The sequence below is a fragment of the Planococcus sp. TJ-201 genome (genome assembly GCF_058268495.1).
Genome location: NZ_JBZDOG010000004.1, coordinates 396,262 through 415,748 on the forward strand (window position 1 = coordinate 396,262; position 19,487 = coordinate 415,748).

A 19,487-nucleotide genomic window follows, 5' to 3' on the forward strand; every position below is an offset into this window, starting at 1 on the left:
GCTAATCATCAGTTGAGATAGCTACTTGAAAAGAGGGATTGGATGAATATATTGATTATAGGCGCAGGCGCAATGGGGAGTTTGTTCGGCGGCCGTTTAAAAGCTCAGCAAGCTGAAGTTATTCTATATAATCGAAAAAATCTGCATGTCGACAAGATCAATCAGAGCGGATTGACGATCATTGAAAGCGATGATCAAGAAACAACGATACCGTTAAAAGTAGTGCAGGAAGTTTCAAAAAAAGATGCCTATGATCTTGTATTGATACTGGTGAAAGCACATGCCACCAGATTGGTATTGGAAGCTATGAAAGATTCGTTTTCACCGAAAACCTTGATTGTCACCATGCAGAATGGTCTGGGAAATCTGGAAGCAATTGCTGAGCTCTTTCCCAATAATCCGGTTGTCGCGGGAACGATGGGAAGCGGTGCCAGTGTGGAAAGCAGCGGTCAGATTCTTCACCGCGGGTGGGGCAGGAATTACATTGGCCGATCTGAAGACTTGGAGGCACAAGAAAAGCTCCAGGAATTTATCGCCTTGTTGAATCGCTCGGGTCTGGAAACCGAATTGGCAGAAAATGTCCAAACCGTCATTTGGAATAAATTATTCGTTAACGTTGCCTATAATTCGCTGACTGCACTGACCAGATTGAAAAATGGCGATATTTTAAATACGGAGGAAGGAAAATCTTTATTGCGGAGTGTTGTTCTGGAGGCTGTACAAGTAGCCAGTGCAGAAGGCGTATCTGTTGATGCGGAGGAAATCATCCGAAAATGTCTGCAGATGGGCATGGAGGAAATTGGGGCCAATAAGTCATCAATGCTGATGGACGTCCTGCACAACCGAAAAACCGAAATTGATGCCATTAATGGAGCTGTGGCGAAACTCGGCAGGCAACATGGCATCGAGACGCCGTACAATACATTGATTACAGAGCTTATTAAAGTTATTGAAGCAAATTATGATCTTCAAGTCGACTAACTTTTAATGCATTCTGCTATACTTGAGGGATATTGTCCTGAACAACAGGGCTGGTAAGGACGGGATGAATTGAATCGATTAACTGCAACAGGCGATTATATTTATACATACGCCTATACGAATGATGAAGAAGCATTATGCCAATTGGAAATGCGGTCTTTTTTTGGAGCGGACACGAGCGGGAAAATTGTCAAGAGCAACGTAAAAATTGATCCGAGCCGGAGCCCGTTTATCAAGGAACGAATCGAATTGTATTTTGAAGGCGAGACGTTGCAGGACATCCTGGAGCAGTCCGCCGGAGTCGATATGGGTGATGCAACGTTCAAAGTGATTTTTTTAAAAATTAATGGCCTATCTGACGAAAATCAGGTCGACTATTTAGGGAAAAGAGACGTCGAGCGGCAAATTGGATCAGCCATTACCGGCGAGGCGGATGTCCATCATCCAGATGTGACGTTTGGGTTGATTCCTTTGGAGGGCCGCTGGTATTTTGGGCGTTATACGCAAAGCGAACCGGTCTGGTTCAAGCACATGAAAAAGCCGCGGGAGTATTCAACGGCACTCAGCACACGTGTTGCACGTGCTGTAGCGAACATCGCGGTGCCACAACCGGAAGGCGTCAAAGCTATTGATCCATGCTGCGGCATCGGTACAGTGTTGGTGGAGGCGCTGTCGATGGGCATTGACATTGTCGGGCGCGACATCAACCCGCTGGTTGTCGACGGGTCCCGGGAAAATATTGCCCATTTTGGGTTGTCAGGTGAAGTCGTGCTGGGTCCGATAGCGGAAGTCGAAGCAACGTACGATGTGGCCATTATCGACATGCCGTACAATTTATATACACATGCAACACCTGCAGACCAATTGGCGATTTTGAAAGATGCCCATCCCTTTACGGAAAAACTGCTGGTCGTCACTATCGAGAAAATGGACCATATGGTTGAAGAAGCTGGATTTGTCGTTACTGATCGCTGCATCGCGAAAAAAGGGTTGTTCCTGCGCGAGATTCTGGTTTGCCAAAAAGCTGTTTAAACGAATAAAGAAGAGCGCCGCGATTTGCGGCGTTTTTTTGTGGTGAATGTTGTTAGAATCATGTTTCGGCTGGAATGGCTCGTATTTCATTTGGTGTGGATCGTATGTCAGGCTTAATCGCTCGTATTATCGCCGCAATGAATCGTATTCTAAAAATCGCTGAAAAAATAAAGGAGATTCCAAGGGAAAATTGAATACGATAACAGTACCTCATTCGAAAAGGAGCTGCAATCGATGAAATCCATCCAAACAACATTTCCTATCACCCAAGTACGGGAGCAATTTCCGGCCTTGGCCAGAACGTATAAAGACAAGCCGGTTGCTTATTTTGATGGCCCCGGCGGTTCACAAGTTGTCCGTTCGGCAATCGAAGCCATATCAACCTATATGGCAAGAGGCGGCGCTAATCTGCACGGGTCTTTCCCGTCAAGTTGGGAAACTGAAGAAATCATTTCAGAAGCCAGGTTGGCAGTGGCAGACTTTTTAAATGTCCAATCAAAAGAAGTGGCATTTGGTGCCAACATGACAACCTTGACGATTGCCATCGCCAATGCACTCGGCAAAAACTTTAAAACAGGTGACGAAATTGTGGTCACAGAAATGGACCACCGCGCCAATGTCGATCCATGGATCATGATGGCAGAGGACCGGGGCTTAACGGTGCGTTGGGTCAAAGTCGACGTGGAAACAAAAACTCTGGATCTGACAGACCTGGACAATCTGATCAACGATAAAACAAAGATTGTCGCTGTCGGAATGGCTTCCAACGCAATCGGTACAATAGTTGACCTTAAGCCTTTTGCGGAGCGTGCGAAAAAAGTCGGTGCGCTGCTGGTAGCAGATGCTGTCCATGCCGCTCCACATTTACCGATTGACCGGGACAAGTTGCAAATTGATATTTTATTGTGTTCTGCCTATAAGTTTTTTGGCCCGCATATCGGGATTGCGGCTATTAAAGAAAAAGTCTTCAAGGATCTGGAGCCTTACAAGCTGACTACGTCGCCGTCCTATTATCCTGACAAACTGGAAACCGGTACACAAAACCACGAAGGCATTGCAGGCATTCGTCCTGCCATTGAGTTTTTTGCTGGATTTGGCGAAGGTGAAACTCGCAGAGAACGTATTTTGTCCGGCATGGAGCAGATTGAAGTCCATGAAAACAGCTTGGCCAATCGATTGCGCGAAGGCTTGGCAGCTATTGAAGGGGTCACGGTTACGCAGGCTGCGGTAGACGTACCAAAAACGCCGACAGTCGCATTTCAAGTTCAGGGCATTGAACCGACAGAAATCTGCAAAGTACTGGCAGAAGACTACAGCATCTTTGCTGCTGCAGGACATTTCTATGCGTCTACGCTTGGTGATGTGCTTGGCGTCAACGACAGTGGCGGCTGGGTGCGGGCAGGGCTTGCACCTTACAGCACAGAAGAGGAAGTAGAGCGTTTGATCGGTGCGATTAAAGCGCAGGTCCTTGCGCTTTAGTATGAATAATCGACTTTTTTCCTTTTGCATCAGTTGATGGTATACTGGTAGCAACTTGTTCCGTCAACGGAGAGCATTACACCATTTCCCGCAAAGGGAGATGAACAAAGGAGAATGAATTTTTTGAAACAACCGAACAAAGACATCAGCAATTTACCACCGAATTACGACGAATTGAAAAAAGCGGCGAACCGGACAGCAAACTGGAAAGAGCGTTTGGCTGCGGTTGAAGAGCTTGGCAAGTGGAAGAGCGAACCAACAATCGATATTTTGACGCACCGTATGAATCACGATCCTGTTTATCAAGTACAGGAGGCGGCTTATGCAAAGTTAAAAGGCTTCGGTGAAAACGTCCATATGCCGGAACGGAAGAAATTTGATTTGATCAAAGATACGTCCAAAGTACTTGTCCGCATCAAAAAGAGTTTGCCTGCAGACCACAGCTATGAAGAGTTCAAAGAAAAGCTGCAAAAAATGCGTGTGGATATTTATGATACGTACAAAGGCGATAAAGGCGAAGATTTCGAAAACTGGTTGGAAGACCAGTGGAAATCAGCTCCGTCTAAATAACACCTAAAAAACCGGATGCCTCAGTGGCATCCGGTTTTTTATAGATATTTTTGAATGATCGGGCGTAAACGATAGCCGAACAAACCGGCAAGTACTGCCAAGATCAAATCTTTTGGAAGAGGGACAGCCATCCAGGCCCAAGCCATTTGGTAAGTAAAGCCTTCAGGTGCCGCAAACCATAGCTTATAAGCTGCATACATCCAGTTGGTGCCAATAAAATAGTTGACAGCGGTGCCAGCCAGCGCTGCTATGACAAAGCCTTTTTTGCTTGGCCATTTTTCTACAATCAATCCGGCAGTGTAGGCGATAAAGATAAAGGAAAGGATAAATCCGAAAGTCGGGCTGATCACGGTATCCATGCCGCCAGAAAATCCCGCGAAAACTGGTACGCCGGCAAGGCCAATAAAAGCATACACAATCATGGAGACAGAACCCATCCGTCTGCCCAGCAGAATGCCTGCTAAAATTGCAAAAAAGGTTTGCAAGGTAATTGGCACACCGCCAATAATGAGAAAGGAAGAGATGTTTGCGCCAATCGCCATTAAAGCAGAGAACATGGCGATATGCACCAATTGCAGCGTGCGCGAATGATTGGTCGATCTGGCAGTAGTTGTTGTCATACGGGATCCTCCTGATTTTCAATATAATTTGAGTATACGTAGAGGTCCTATTTAAGTCAACTTATTTTTAATTTAAGTTAACACAAGTGGGGTGAGTAGAAAACTTCCACATAGAAAAAGCCAGCCTATGGAAGGCTAGCTTTTTCTATGTCTTAGAATCCTGGTTTATTTAACAGTTTAAAGATATTGTTTTTGTAATCTTCAACACCTGGCTGATCGAATGGATTGATGTCGAGCAGGTAAGCACTGTAGGCGCATGCGAGCATGTAGAAATACAGCAAGTGGCCCATATTGTATTCGTCGATTTTTGGAATTGTCAAGCTGAGCTGAGGTACGCCGCCATCTAAATGAGCGCTCGATGTACCTTTATAGGCAACATGGTTAAATTCCTGCAACGACAAGCCAGCCATGTAATTCAATTCGTCGCCATCGTTTTCGGCTTCGAAAATTGATAAATCTTCTTTCGCTTCTTGGACCAATAGGAAGGTTTCAAACAAGTTCCGTTTGCCGTCTTGAATATACTGCCCCATGGAATGAAGGTCGGTTGTGAAGGAAACAGAAGCTGGGAAGATGCCTTTGCCTTCTTTTCCTTCGCTTTCGCCAAACAATTGCTTCCACCATTCCTGAACAAATGAAAGTTTTGGTTCAAACGTCGCCATCACTTCAGTTGTATAGCCTTCTACATAAAGCTGGTGGCGGACTGCAGCGTATTGCAATGCTGGATTTTCATCCGCGTCGGTGTTGTTGTATAGTTCTTCTGCATTCAAGGCTCCTGCAAGTAAGTCGCGAATGGAGTAGCCCGCCGCTGCAATTGGCACGAGGCCAACAGCAGTAAAAACGGAATAGCGGCCGCCTACATCTTCAGGAACGACAAAGCGCTGGTAGCCATTGGCTTCGGCAAGCGTCAGCAAGGCACCTTTTTCAGCGTCTGTCGTGACAATGATTCGCTCGGCTGCTTCCTGGCCATAGCGTTTCTCCATATAATCTTTCAAGAAACGGAAAGCAATGGCTGGCTCAGTCGTTTTTCCTGATTTGGAAATGACATTGACCACGACACGCTTGCCGTCAAGATGGGCAAGCAGCTGCTTCAAATATTCGCCGCTGACTTGATGGCCTGCAAAAACAACTTCAAGGCCTGATTCTTTGCTGAAGTATGGGTCTAATGCTGATAGTACGGCCTTAGAACCCAGATATGATCCACCGATGCCGATAACGACCAAAACATCCGCCGTATTACGGATTTGTGCCGCCGTTTTTTCAACTTTTTTCATAAACTCTTCATCAAGTGTACTTGGCCAATCCAACCATCCAAGAAACTCAGAGCCTTTTCCTTTTTTGCTGTAAAGATTTTCGTGAATTTCTTTTAATTGTGTTCTTTTTTCAAGTGTTAGTACTGCACCAATAGATTCTGAAAATGTAATTTTAACCATATTCACCCTCCTGTCGTTTGTTTATCAGTTTACCATATTAAAACTGGAAATTGCGGATGTTTTGAATGGGGCATTGTCTAACCTAGTGACTTTTATAAAAAGGAATATGGTCTTTTTCACTGCTATTCCAGAAAGAAACTGTTATCCTTTCAACTTCACGGTATTTATTGGTAAAATAAAGAAAACAATTGGGGGTTATGGGATGGCGAAAAAAATAACAATCGTCTTGGCATTAGTTTTTCTGGTGTTGTTGGCGGGATGCCAGCAACAGGCTTCACCTGAAGAGCGGCTGCAAGCGTACATAGAACAATGGAACACTGGAGAGTTTTCAGAGATGTACAGTGTTTATTTAAATCAAGGTACAAAAGAAGCGTATGCTCCGGAAGACTTTGTTGAACGGCAGCAAAAGCTGTATGAGGACTTGGCGATTGAAAATGTCGAAGTGACTTATACAGAGCCTGCGGAAGATACTGAATGGGATACCGAAAATCCGGCAGATTTTCCAGTCCAGATAAAGATGGATACGATGGCCGGACCGGTCGAGTTTGAAAAGACGATGACTTTGCTGTTTGAAACGCAGGAAGACACGGAAGATTGGTTTGTGGAATGGGACCCTTCTTTTATTTTCGAACAGCTGGAAACGGGTGACGAAGTCCGTGTCACCACAACTGATGCAGAGCGCGGTGAAATTTTGGACCGCAACGAACAGCCAATTGCCATTAACGGGACAGGCTATAATATCGGTGTGGTACCGGAAAACTTCACTGAAGCATCCGCTAAAGAGGAACTGGCAGAAGTTCTCGGACTTTCAGTGGCTGCTATCGATGAAAAACTAGGGCAAAGCTGGGTTCAGGAGGATCAGTTTGTACCCATTTCCAAGGCTGCCAAAAATGATGCGGAGCTATTGGAAAAAGTAGAGGCGATCCCAGGCGCCACTTATCAGGAAACTGCCATGCGCGAATATCCATACGGAGAAGCATTGGGCCATTTGAGCGGCTATATCGGGCCAATCACAGCTGAAAAACTGGAAGAACTCCAGGATCAGGGCTATACTTCGACCGATTCAATCGGCAGAAGAGGTCTTGAGCAAACACTCGAAGATCGCCTTCACGGCAAGAAAGGCATGAAAATTCTTATTCAAAAACAAGGCGACAACGCAGAAGAGGTAATGGTTGCTGAAACCGCTGCTGAAAATGGAGAAACAATTGTTCTGACCATTGACGCAGAGTTGCAGAAATCAACTTTCGATTCGATGGAAGGCGAAGCGGGGACGAGTGCTGCAGTGGATCCGGAAACCGGTGAAACGTTGGCGTTGGTTAGTTCCCCAGCTTATGACCCGAATGAATACATGTTGGGCATCAGCGAGAGCCGTTTTGAGGAATTGAGCGAAGATCCTTTAAATCCATTATTCAACCGCTTTGGAGCGGCATATGCACCAGGGTCCACCATCAAGCCAGTGACTGCCGCAATCGGTATGGAAGCGGGAACGCTTGAGCCTGCGGAAGGCCTGCAGATTGATGGCGCAACATGGCAAAAAGACGGTTCCTGGGGAGATTACCGGGTCACCCGCCTGCATCCGGAAGCTCCAAATCCAATTGATCTAAACACGGCATTGGTATACTCGGACAATATCTATTTTGCCCGCCAAGCACTCCAAATGGGCAATGAAACTTTAGTCTCCGGTTTGCAGAGCTACGGCTTCGGTGAAGAGATTCCATTCGCATTGGAGCTTCAGTCTTCGCAAATTTCAAATGAAGGTACTTTGGGATCTGAAGGCCAGCTTGCTGATACTTCATTCGGGCAAGGTCAGATGTTGACCAATATCCTTCACTTGGCTTCCATGTACGAACCGTTTCTGACAGATGGCATCATGTACAAGCCGTTGCTGTTTATGGATGAGGAAAAAAGCCAAGTGTGGAAAGATGGATTGCTGAGCGCAGAAAATGCCGAAATTCTTCGTACAGGCATGCGTAATGTTGTAGTGGATGGCTATGCGCAGTCAGCCAATAGCCCATCCGTGAAAATTGCCGGAAAAACCGGTACCGCTGAACTAAAGGGTGCGATTGGCGAAGAGGGGCAGGAAAATGGCTTTTTTGTTGCCTACGACTCGGAAAGCCCGGATTTTATTCTGGCCATGATGATTGAATCGATTGAAGACAATGGTGGCAGTGATTATGTCGCAGGATTCGCCGCCAAAGTATTTGAAGAATATGGAGCCGAATAAAGAAAGCCAACAGCCACTAGCAAGCACTCATTGCTAGTGGCTGTTTTTAATCGAATTATCGATTAAACGCTGCTTTAGATAGCAGGAATTTCCATGGAAATATTGAATAGAATGAAGAGTGAATTGTTGCGGGATTAGGGGACTAGCAAATAGGGGGGATTGGATGGAATTCAAAAACTTAGGCGGCACTGGCCTGAAGATATCAAATATCAGTTTGGGGACCATGGCTTTTGGCCGCTGGATTGATGAACAGGCGTCTCATGAGATTATGGATGTTGCCTTGGAACAAGGAATTAACTTGATTGATACCGCTAATTTTTATGGCAAGGGCCAGGATGTAGCTTTCAAATACGGCACAGGGGAATGCGAAGAAATAGTTGGCAGGTATTTGAAAGGCAAACGACATGCAGCGGTATTGGCCACCAAAGTGGGCTTGCCGATGGGAAAAGAGCCGAACGACAAAGGTTTATCGAGACATCATATCATGCAGCAGGCAGAAGATTCATTGCGACGGCTGCAGACCGATTGGATTGACCTGTACCAAGTGCACCGTTTTGATGATAGTACGCCATTGGAAGAAACTTTGTCAGCTTTAACCGATTTAGTGAAGCAAGGAAAGGTCCGCTACATCGGCTGCTCGAATTATGCAGCATGGCAAATGGCAAAAGCGAGAGGAATCAGCGATTTAAAGGGATTTGAACATTTTGTGTCGAGCCAGTCGCAATATAATTTATTGTCGCGTGAAGTGGAGAACGAAGTCATTCCTTATTGCGCATCCGAAGAAATGGGACTGCTTGTTTACAGCCCGATGGCCAGAGGCGTGCTGTCTGGGAAATATAAATCAAAAGGCGACATGCCAAAAGACAGCCGCGCAGCGAAAGGCGAAGAGCTGATTCAGCATTACTTTACGGATGCCAATTTTGAAAAAGTATCGGCTTACAAGAACTTATTGGGCGACCAAGGCTATGAGTTATCGCAGTTTGCCCTGGCCTGGACGCTCAATCAGCCGGCAGTCACATCTGCAATAGTAGGAGCCAGCAAAACACAACATGTCTTGGACGCTGCAGAAATCAGCGGCTGGAAATGGACAGAAGGTTTGAAGGCACAGGTGGCAACGATTTAAATTAAGACAATAAACACTGATCAGAAAACCAGTTCGACATTCGTTATTTCCAGCTTAAGGAAGAGGGAGAGGACTTTGAAGAAAACATGGTGGAAAGAGGCAGTAGTTTATCAAATTTATCCAAGAAGTTTTAATGATTCCAACAACGACGGTATTGGTGATTTGAACGGTGTGACAGAAAAACTGGATTATTTAGACGAACTGGGCATCAACATTATCTGGATTTGTCCGATGTATAAATCTCCCAATGTCGACAATGGATACGATGTCAGTGATTACCAGGCCATCATGGAAGAGATGGGCACAATGGAAGATTTTGACCGTCTGTTGGAAGAAGTGCACAAGCGGGAAATGAAGCTCATCATCGATCTTGTCTTGAACCATACAAGCGACCAGCATCCATGGTTTTTGGAATCCCGTTCCTCTAAAGAAAATCCAAAGCGGGACTGGTATGTCTGGAGAGACCGGCAGACCAATTGGGAATGTATTTTTGGCGGGCCAGCTTGGACATTTGATCCGAAAACCAATCAATACTATTTGCATATTTTCACCAAAAACCAAGTCGATTTAAACTGGGAAAACAAAGATATGCGTCAGGCAGCATACGAAATGATCCGCTGGTGGCTGGCAAAAGGGGTTGATGGCTTCCGTGTTGATGCGATCAATCACTTGAAGAAAGACTACAGCGACATGCCAAATCCCCAAAACCTGCCATACGTTCCCGCCTGGGAGAAGTTCACAGATGTAGAAGGCTTGCAGGAAATCTTAGGCGAACTGAAGCATGAAGCTTTTTCAGCTTATGACATTGTAACAGTCGGAGAGGCAAACAGTGCCAAATCTGGAGATATGGAGCAATGGATTAGCGAGCAAAATGGGAAATTTAATATGATTTTTCACTTGGAAGCGCACAATGCGGCAGGCAGCCATATGGATCCAGGAATGGAAGTAGGAGATTTAAAGGAAGTCCTGAACCGTTGGCAGGAAGCCGCGCACGGCGTCGCCTGGAATTCACTTTACATTGAAAACCACGATCGGCCAAGAACGGTTTCCATCTGGGGAAATGACCGGGATTATTGGTTTGAAAGTGCAACTGCGTTGGGGTGTATGTATTTTTTTATGCAAGGTACCCCTTTTATCTACCAAGGTCAGGAAATCGGCATGACCAACGCCCCGTTTGACGATATCAACATGTATAACGACATCGAAACGAAAAATATGTATCGGTACAACCGCAAGGAAGGGGTATCCCACGAAAATTTAATGAAAACCATTAAAAAAATCAGTCGTGACCATGCCCGCACACCGATGCAATGGAATGGCGAAGAGTATGCTGGGTTTTCCAAAACAGAGCCTTGGCTTGGTGTAAACCCAAACTATAAGTGGCTGAATGTTGAGGCGCAAAAGGATGACCCCAAGTCGATCTGGTCATATTACAAAAAAATGATTCACTTGCGCCAAAACTGGAAGGTGCTTGTTTACGGAACAACCCGTTTGACTGATTCCGGATGTCCGGATGTATACGCGTACGTTCGGGAAGACCGCTATACGAAAATGCTGATTGCGTCAAACTTAAGTGAGCGGCCATGTACGTGGAACACCCCATATGATGCAGAACTTCTTTTAACGAACTACGAAGAACGCGTAAAAGGCGTGTTGCAGCCATATGAAGCATGTGTCTACTTTTTGAAAAAAGAGATTTACTAATACTTGTGATATGCAGCAAACCGTAAAGCCGTTAGTAATAAATGGCTTTACGGTTTTTTATGGAGAGAAATTATTATAGGTACATATAATTGAGTAAAAAGAACTAATTGTCTTTTACAACAGAAAAATGCAAAGAAATTTCCCAATTACGGAAAAATGAAAGTTCTGATAACTTTAGATGAGTGGCAGAGCTATCAAATGAAAATGTGTGAAGGTGCGGGACGCCGCAGTTGGATCCAGGCTGCCATAAACCATAAGTGGAAAAGGGGATTGGATGATGAAGAAATCGGCCAGATTCATTACAACAGCAATGTTGGCAGCTACTTTGCTAATACCGGCAATGGGCGTCAGCGCAAATGGGGATTCCGTTGAAAAAGCGAATGGCACTGAGAAATTCCGTGTATTGGTTGATACAAATGATGACAAAGCGCTAAAGAATGCCAAAAGCCAATATGGCGTGCAATGGGATTTTAAAGGCGAAGGATTCACTACCGATATGAATGCAAAGCAATTTGAGGCACTCCAAAAAAACAAAAATATAAAAGTTCAAAAAGTTCCTGAATTCAGCATTGAAGAAACTTCTTCTGAACCGCTCGCAAAATACTCAACAATGGCCGCAGCCCAGTCGACACCGTGGGGCATCAAAGCTATCTACAACAATGCTAACCTTGCTCAATCTTCAGGAGGAGCGGGCATTAATATCGCAGTGCTCGATACAGGCGTTAATGTAAATCACGCTGATTTAGCGAATAATGTTGAACAGTGCAAAGATTTTACGCTTAGTGCCAGCATCACGAATGGTACTTGTACAGATCGTCAAGGACATGGAACGCATGTTGCCGGATCAGCGCTTGCAAACGGCAATGGCGGTTTATATGGAGTAGCTCCACAAGCTGACCTTTGGGCGTATAAAGTATTGGGAGATGACGGATCGGGATCTTCAGATGATATTGCAGCTGCGATCCGTCACGTTGCAGACCAAGCAACAGCATTAAGAACAAAAGTGGTCATCAACATGTCGCTTGGATCATCTGCTGAAAGCAGCTTGATTACAAATGCTGTCAACTATGCTTATAGCAAAGGCGTATTGGTCATCGCAGCAGCAGGTAACTCGGGCCCGGCTCAAGGATCTATCGGCTTCCCAGGTGCGTTGCAGAATGCTGTGGCAGTAGCAGCGCTTGAAAATGTTGTTCAAAACGGCACATACCGTGTAGCTGACTTTTCGTCACGTGGATACAGCTCTACAGATGGCGATTATGTAATTGGCAAATACGATGTTGAAATTTCCGCTCCAGGAGCAGCTATTTACTCAGCTTGGTATACGGGCGGCTATGCAACAATCAGTGGAACTTCGATGGCTTCACCTCACGCAGCGGGACTTGCAGCAAAAGTTTGGGCCACTAACCCAAGCGCTACAAACGTTCAGGTGCGTGCTAATCTTCAAAACCGTGCGAGAGCATATGATATTCTTTCAGGATCAGGTGCTGGATATGGCGATGATTATGCATCAGGTTTTGGTTTCTCACGTGTTCAATAACTAGGACATAAATTACTAGGAGCAGCAACCCTGTCTGTAAAGTCAGGGTTGTTTTTTTATGGTATATTTTATTTATTCTGTATAAAAGGGTGAAATTATGAATGTTGGCTCTGTTATAAAATATTATCGGACAAAAAACTGCTTAACCCAGTCCCAATTGGCAGATGGCATTTGTTCGATTTCCCATTTAAGCAAGATCGAATCGAATGCTTACAGTCCCCATGAATCGACCATTAAAGCATTGCTGCTGAAGATGGGGGTGCAACTAAACAGAGAGATGGAAAAACATAAGCAGTTAGAACGAATGATTGGGAAATTTATTGACTGCTCCCTTCATTATGATCTTGAAACAATGCGGAAAATATACAATTTGCTGGAGTTGGAAAATGATTACATTCAATCCACAGATTTGGTCAATCAATATGAACTTTATAAATTTCGCTTTTACATATACGATGACGACCGTGTCAAAGCCGGGCGCCAGAAAAAAATGCTTGAACGCATGAAAGCCTCATTTTTAGCGCCAGAGCACTGGGTGCATCAGTTTTTTCAGTCGCTGTATTGCTCGATGATGGGCGACAATACGAAATCTCTTGAGGTTCTCAATCATCTGGATTTGGGCATCCAAAGCATTCCTCAAAAATTTGAAGGGGAATTTTATTACCAAAAAGCACGCATGCTGGTTCTTGCTGACCGCTATGAACTGTCGGCGCATTTTGCTGAACTGGCAGTCCGCTCTTTTCAGCTTCACCATAATTACATTCGGCTGCTGCATGCTCAAATGTTGTTGGCAATCAATTATACGCGAAGAAATCTTCTGGTGCAGGCAGAAAGTCTATACGAAGTATTGATTCGCAACACTCACTTGACCAAGCAAACCGCATTGCACAATCAAACACTCTACAATTACACGGAGCTGCTGCGGATGAAGAATGCACACGGAGAAGCCTTGGAAATACTTCAAGTATTAAAAGAAAGTATGGAAGACAACACTTACTTCTATAAAGCGGTATTGACCAGTTTGCTGGAGTCAATGGTCGAAACGGGGCAGAATGCTTCCGTATTGATTGGCGAGCTAAAGGCAATCAGCAGCAAACCAGAAGATAAGTATTTTCATATTTATGCCAATTACTTTGAAAAAAGAAATTTTTCCCAACCAGATCTTATGGCCTATTGTGAGGAGATTATGTTTCCATTTTTCAGAAAACATGGTTACATAAAGGAGACAAAAAATACTGCTGCGGAACTTGCTGCCTTTTACAGCGATCAACTGCAGTGGGAACAAGCTTATTATTATCAAACTTTTTGCGGTGAGAATGGCGGTGAAACAAACTGATGAAAACGAAATTAGTTTTTATGCCTATGATGTATGCAGCATTAATAACTATTGTGGCGTTAAGTGGACCAAACGTGTTGCCTCCAATTTAACGGATTAAAAAGCTGCTCATCCTTGAGCAGCTTTTTTCATTGCCGGGAGTCGCGTATGATAGAGATAAAAAGGAGATTTTCTATGTATAAAAAGACACAGTATGTTTTTGATGGGAACAGACCAACCTTCGCAGAAATACGGCAGTACGGCAGAGCAGATTTTTCGGCATTGATCGAAGTTCAAAAAGAAAGTTTTCCGCCTCCATTTCCACCGGAGCTTTGGTGGACTGAAGAACAGTTGAGAAATCATGTCGAATTGTATCCGCAAGGCGCGCTCTGCATTGAAGTCGAAGGAGAACTGGCTGGATCGATTACAGCGCTGCTGACTGATTTTGATCCTGCTTACCCCGAACATACGTGGGAGGAAGCAACAGACAATGGTTTCACACGCAACCACAATCCAGTTGGCAAAACCCTTTATGTTGTGGATATTTGCATCAAGCCGAAATATCGTTCCTTGAAGCTCGGACAATTATTAATGCAAGCTTTGTACGAACGAGTGGTGCAGGACGATTTGGAGCGTTTGCTTGGAGGTGGCCGAATGCCGGGGTTTCACAATTATTCCAACCAGCTCAGCGCTGAGCAGTATGCCGCCCAAGTAGTAGCAGGGAACATTAAAGATCCGGTCATTTCCTTTTTGCTTCGTTGTGGGCGGACGCCAGTAAGTGTGGTGCCTGATTACTTGGAAGACGAAGAATCGGAAGGATATGCCTTGTTAATGGAGTGGAAAAATCCTTTTCGCAGCAATGAATAAAGCATGTAAACGAAATTTTAAACAGTGACTTCAGGTTTTTATATAAAAAAACAAGCCACAGATTTTGTGGCTTGTTTTGTATTTTATAGATCAAGACGAAAAGCTTTCACAACAATGCCGTCATCCAGCGGCGTAAAATCGAGTGAGACAACTCGTTCAAAGCCCATTTTTTCGTAAAGAGCGATAGCATTGTGCATAAAGCTTCCAGTATGAAGCCCAACAAATTCTTGTTTGCGAATTTTAGAGAGATCGATGCAATGTTCCACGAGCGCCTTTCCGACTCCTCGTGAACGGAAATTTGGACTGACCGCAAGCAGCCGGATTTCCGGGTATGCAACTTTTTCTTCTTTCCATTCATACGCTTTGGATTCTGCAGGATACAACACCACACTGCCGGCAATTTCTCCATCGATTTCAGCGACAAATACTTCAACACCTGGCTGTTGGTCAGGATCAGATGTCAAGTTAGCCTTTAGCAACCCCCAATGTTTTTCTGAAAGTTCTTCCTGATAAGGCAGGTAAGATGCAAGGCGCTGTTCTTTTAATAAATAAAATTCATTGCTTTTAGCTTCCCGGATTAACAAAAGGCCATCTCCTTTTTCTTGAACTTATCAATACTGTCAGAGACAGGCAGAACATATGCGATTTTCTACAAGTAAAGTTATTGTAGACAAGCTAATTATATAGAAATATATTGTATACGACAAGAAAGATGAATGCTGTCATTGAATGAAGGCGCATGAACACAAAAATGACTTGGTAAATAAAAAATAATGGAATATTATTTTTAAATTCATTGTATTCTGACAAATCTGCTCTATAATATATAGAAAAGAAAGGATAGGATGAATATGAAAAAAGATTTGCGCATAAATAGCAAGGTTTTCAGTGAAGGGGCAATGAGAGCTCCTAACCGTGCCATGCTGCGTTCAGTAGGTGTTACAGATGAGGACTTTAAAAAACCAATGATTGGTGTTGCCAGTACGTGGAGTGAAGTGACGCCATGCAATATACATATTGATGACTTAGCAATCAGCGCAAAAAAAGGGGCTAGAGAAGCTGGAGGCGTACCGTTTATTTTTAATACCATCACCGTGTCCGATGGAATCTCGATGGGAACAGAAGGCATGAAGTATTCTCTTTCAAGCCGGGATGTAATTGCCGATTCGATCGAAACTGTAGTAGGTGCAGAAAGCTTGGACGGGTTGGTGGCAATTGGGGGCTGTGATAAGAACATACCAGGTTGTTTGATTGCCATTGCAAACTCTGAAGTGCCGGCTGTTTTTGTATACGGCGGTACGATTGCTCCGGGGCGTCATAATGGACAGGATATTGACATTGTTTCTGTTTTTGAAGGCGTTGGCCAGCACAATAATGGCGATATCAACAACGATACCCTTCGCAGCATCGAATGCGGTGCTTGCCCAGGAGCCGGATCATGCGGTGGCATGTATACAGCCAATACAATGGCATCTGCGGCTGAAGCAATGGGAATGAGTTTGCCGGGAAGTTCTTCCAATCCTGCAGTGTCTGCTGAAAAATTAGCGGATTGTGAAAAGGCTGGGGCAGCAGTACATAATCTATTGGAACTGGATATTTACCCGAAAGACATCATGACCAAAGATGCCTTTGAAAATGCCATTACCGTAGTTATGGCATTAGGTGGATCAACCAATGCCATTTTGCATCTGTTGGCGATTGCGCATGCAGCAGAGGTAGATTTGACCATTGATGACTTTAACCGCTTGCAGAAAACCGTGCCGCATTTGGCTGATCTGAAGCCGAGCGGAAAATATGTCATGCAGGATCTGCACCGGGTTGGCGGCGTTCAAGCCGTGATGAAAATGCTGCTTGAGGGAGGCTATTTGCACGGCGATTGCATGACGGTCACCGGCAAAACAGTAGCTGAAAATCTGGAGGAAGCTCCAGCATTAGAAGAAGGGCAACAAGTCATCATGCCTTTTGACAATCCAAAACGAAAAGACGGTCCATTGATTGTTTTAAAAGGCAATCTTTCTCCAAGCGGCGCAGTAGCAAAAGTTTCTGGGGTGAAAGTGAAGCGCCATACGGGCCCTGCCCGCGTCTACAACAATGAAAAAGAAGCAACGGAAGCCGTTATGGCCAATGAAATCAATGAAGGCGATGTATTGGTCATCCGCTATGTAGGGCCAAAAGGCGGTCCCGGAATGCCGGAAATGCTGTCGATATCGGCCATTCTTGTGGGCAAAGGCATGGACGCATCTGTTGCGCTTTTGACAGACGGGCGCTTTTCTGGTGGTACGCATGGCCTTGTCGTGGGCCACATTGCCCCTGAAGCACAGGTCGGTGGACCGATTGGTTTGCTGAAAGAAGGCGATATTGTCACCATTGATTCGGAGCTCCAGGAAATTTCCATGGATGTGTCTGAATCCGAATTGGCAGAACGCCGCAAACAATGGGTAGCTCCGCCTCTTCATAGAAAAGGTGTGCTTGGAAAATATGCGCACAATGTTTCTTGTTCTTCAAAAGGAGCAGTTACCGATTACTTGAATCGATAAGCAATGCTTGAACATCAGGATTGTATGAAACTTTAAGTTTTTTGAATTGGAAAAGGGATGTCCTCAATGTGAGGACATCCCTTTGTTTGTTTAAGGTAACTATAATTTGTTTTGACTCAATTTTTCAACCCTTTTGACAGGGGAATCATTTCCATTGAAAGTATTACTTCCAGTACCGCGGTCATTGTTCCACTGGGTGCTTTCTAACTTAAGCAACGTAAACCCTACCTTCTTTTACGTCCTTGCGATCCTTAAATCGCGCCAGTGTGAATAAGTATTCTCAAAAACATTATCGTAGAATGCCAGATTATCAAAATTTACCAGTTACCTTTGTGTTAACTAGATAAGTATCTCATATGCTTTGATCAATGTCAATAGGCAAGTGCCAGGTAGAGACCTCAACCAGCAGTTTACAAATCGTTTTGAGCATTCAAGGTTTATTGTGGCAAACTGTCCTTAATAGGCGGCCTCGAATATTCGTTGCTGTTGACTGCTGAACCTATTAAAAAAACTTGATAAGACTTTTATTTTTTGTCTTTCCTTTATTGGTGTATAATTGTATAAATTACTGATGTGGAAGAAGGAGACTCTTATGGATAAGTACTATGCAGATGACAGTTTGGCATTACATACAGATTTGTATCAAATCAATATGTCGGAGGCCTATTGGGCAGACGGCATGCACGAGCGAAAAGCCGTATTTGAATTGTTTTTCCGCAAACTGCCTTTTGGCAATGGCTACGCTCTTTTTGCTGGATTGGAACGGGTGCTGGAGTACTTAAAAAACTTCAAATTTACAGACAGTGACTTGGCGTATCTTGGGGAAGAGCTAGGGTATAAGCAGGATTTTCTGGATTATTTGCGGACGGTTCGATTTACGGGAACTGTTTATTCGGTGATGGAAGGTGAATTGGTTTTCCAAAATGAAGCGTTGATTCGTGTAGAAGCACCGTTGGTCGAAGCGCAATTGATCGAAACGGCTTTGTTAAACATCGTCAACTATCAAACTTTGATCGCAACTAAAGCAAGCCGCATCAAGCAGATTGTGAAAGGCGAACGGGTTATGGAATTTGGAACGAGACGCGCACAGGAAATGGACGCAGCCATTTGGGGGACGCGTGCAGCTTACATTGGCGGACTTGAAGCAACCAGCAATGCGCGTGCAGGCAAGAAATTCGGCATTCCGGTAGCCGGAACACACGCCCATTCGATGGTGCAAGCATATAAAGATGAATATGAAGCTTTTCACGCTTATGCAAAACGCCATAAGGATTGCGTCTTTTTAGTGGATACATACGATACATTAAAGTCCGGGCTGCCTATTGCCATTAAAGTGGCGCAAGAGCTTGGTGATCAGATCAATTTCCACGGCATTCGTTTGGACAGTGGAGATATTGCTTTTTTGTCCAAAGAAGCACGGAAAATGCTGGATGCTGCTGGTTTTCCAAATGCAGAAGTAGTAGTTTCCAACGATTTGGATGAGTATACTATTTTGAACTTAAAAGCCCAAGGAGCACGTGTGGATGCCTGGGGTATTGGAACGAAACTGATCACCGCCTATGACCAGCCGGCATTGGGGGCAGTTTATAAATTAGTGGCCATCGAAAATGAAAATGGCGAGATGGAAGATACCATTAAAATTTCAGGAAATGCAGAAAAAGTCACTACACCAGGACTGAAAAACGTTTACCGGATTATCGATAGGGAAAATGGGAAATCAGAAGGCGATTATATTGCCATGCATGATGAAGATCCTGCTTCTGAAGAGCGCTTGAAAATGTTCCATCCTGTTCATACCTTTGTATCGAAATTCGTGACGAATTTTGAAGCGGTCAATATTCACCACAAAGTTATTGAGGATGGAGAGATTATTTACGAAAATCCAAGCCTTAAGGAAATGCAGGCTTACGCAAGAAAAAATATGGACTTATTATGGGATGAGTACAAGCGCTCACTGAATCCCGAAGAATACCCGGTCGATCTGAGCCAGAAATGCTGGGACAATAAAATGAAGAACATCCAGGAAGTACGCCATGCAGTCCATGAATATATTCGAGACTAAGGGGGA

15 protein-coding genes are annotated in these 19,487 nt (G+C 44.5%); 12 read left to right on the forward strand and 3 right to left on the reverse strand.

What is annotated here, in order from left to right:
- The first annotated feature begins 42 nt into the window (after positions 1 to 42).
- From AC4EG4_RS12520 to AC4EG4_RS12535, 4 genes are all read left to right on the forward strand, one after another.
- Positions 43 to 981 carry a ketopantoate reductase family protein gene (locus tag AC4EG4_RS12520; protein WP_490988022.1) on the forward strand — a complete coding sequence of 313 codons (939 nt, stop codon included), beginning with the start codon at positions 43 to 45 and terminating at the stop codon, positions 979 to 981.
- Positions 982 to 1,050: 69 nt separating this feature from the next.
- Positions 1,051 to 2,013, forward strand: coding sequence for a TRM11 family SAM-dependent methyltransferase (locus AC4EG4_RS12525; RefSeq protein ID WP_490988023.1), 963 nt, complete (start codon positions 1,051 to 1,053; stop codon positions 2,011 to 2,013).
- A 234-nt stretch (positions 2,014 to 2,247) separates the two neighbouring features.
- Positions 2,248 to 3,492, forward strand: a complete 1,245-nt coding sequence (locus AC4EG4_RS12530) for a cysteine desulfurase-like protein (protein ID WP_490988024.1) — start codon at positions 2,248 to 2,250, stop codon at positions 3,490 to 3,492.
- Between the two features lie 114 nt (positions 3,493 to 3,606).
- Positions 3,607 to 4,062 (forward strand): HEAT repeat domain-containing protein, encoded by a 456-nt coding sequence (locus AC4EG4_RS12535; protein ID WP_490988025.1) that lies wholly within the window; start codon positions 3,607 to 3,609, stop codon positions 4,060 to 4,062.
- Between the two features lie 38 nt (positions 4,063 to 4,100).
- Here the strand turns inward: AC4EG4_RS12535 and AC4EG4_RS12540 are convergent, their stop codons facing one another.
- Together AC4EG4_RS12540 and AC4EG4_RS12545 are read right to left on the reverse strand one after the other, a co-directional pair.
- Positions 4,101 to 4,682, reverse strand: coding sequence for a biotin transporter BioY (locus AC4EG4_RS12540; RefSeq protein ID WP_490988026.1), 582 nt, complete (start codon positions 4,680 to 4,682; stop codon positions 4,101 to 4,103).
- 152 nt (positions 4,683 to 4,834) lie between these two features.
- On the reverse strand, positions 4,835 to 6,112 hold the full coding sequence (locus tag AC4EG4_RS12545; RefSeq protein WP_490988027.1) for a glucose-6-phosphate isomerase: 1,278 nt from the start codon (positions 6,110 to 6,112) through the stop codon (positions 4,835 to 4,837).
- 202 nt (positions 6,113 to 6,314) lie between these two features.
- Here AC4EG4_RS12545 and AC4EG4_RS12550 point away from each other — a divergent pair, with 202 nt between their 5' ends.
- The 6 genes from AC4EG4_RS12550 to AC4EG4_RS12575 all read left to right on the forward strand — a co-directional run bounded on the left by AC4EG4_RS12550 (position 6,315) and on the right by AC4EG4_RS12575 (position 14,882).
- Entirely contained in the window at positions 6,315 to 8,336 is a 2,022-nt protein-coding gene (locus AC4EG4_RS12550; RefSeq protein ID WP_490988028.1) for a penicillin-binding transpeptidase domain-containing protein, read from the forward strand.
- 163 nt (positions 8,337 to 8,499) lie between these two features.
- Positions 8,500 to 9,459, forward strand: coding sequence for an aldo/keto reductase (locus tag AC4EG4_RS12555; RefSeq protein ID WP_490988029.1), 960 nt, complete (start codon positions 8,500 to 8,502; stop codon positions 9,457 to 9,459).
- Positions 9,460 to 9,534: 75 nt separating this feature from the next.
- Positions 9,535 to 11,163 (forward strand): glycoside hydrolase family 13 protein, encoded by a 1,629-nt coding sequence (locus AC4EG4_RS12560; protein ID WP_490988030.1) that lies wholly within the window; start codon positions 9,535 to 9,537, stop codon positions 11,161 to 11,163.
- A 277-nt stretch (positions 11,164 to 11,440) separates the two neighbouring features.
- Entirely contained in the window at positions 11,441 to 12,700 is a 1,260-nt protein-coding gene (locus AC4EG4_RS12565) for a S8 family peptidase (RefSeq protein WP_490988045.1), read from the forward strand.
- A 97-nt stretch (positions 12,701 to 12,797) separates the two neighbouring features.
- Entirely contained in the window at positions 12,798 to 14,036 is a 1,239-nt protein-coding gene (locus tag AC4EG4_RS12570; protein WP_490988031.1) for a helix-turn-helix domain-containing protein, read from the forward strand.
- Between the two features lie 174 nt (positions 14,037 to 14,210).
- Positions 14,211 to 14,882, forward strand: coding sequence for a GNAT family N-acetyltransferase (locus AC4EG4_RS12575; RefSeq protein WP_490988032.1), 672 nt, complete (start codon positions 14,211 to 14,213; stop codon positions 14,880 to 14,882).
- Between the two features lie 83 nt (positions 14,883 to 14,965).
- Here the strand turns inward: AC4EG4_RS12575 and AC4EG4_RS12580 are convergent, their stop codons facing one another.
- Complete coding sequence (locus tag AC4EG4_RS12580; RefSeq protein WP_490988033.1) at positions 14,966 to 15,466, reverse strand: GNAT family N-acetyltransferase; 501 nt, start codon at positions 15,464 to 15,466, stop codon at positions 14,966 to 14,968.
- A 267-nt stretch (positions 15,467 to 15,733) separates the two neighbouring features.
- On the opposite strand from AC4EG4_RS12580, the gene ilvD reads away from it, so the two are divergent.
- Positions 15,734 to 17,419, forward strand: a complete 1,686-nt coding sequence (gene ilvD, locus AC4EG4_RS12585; RefSeq protein ID WP_490988034.1) for a dihydroxy-acid dehydratase — start codon at positions 15,734 to 15,736, stop codon at positions 17,417 to 17,419.
- A gap of 592 nt (positions 17,420 to 18,011) precedes the next feature.
- A complete protein-coding gene (locus AC4EG4_RS12590) occupies positions 18,012 to 19,481 on the forward strand; it encodes a nicotinate phosphoribosyltransferase (RefSeq protein WP_490988035.1) in 1,470 nt (489 codons plus the stop codon).
- Positions 19,482 to 19,487: the final 6 nt, after the last annotated feature.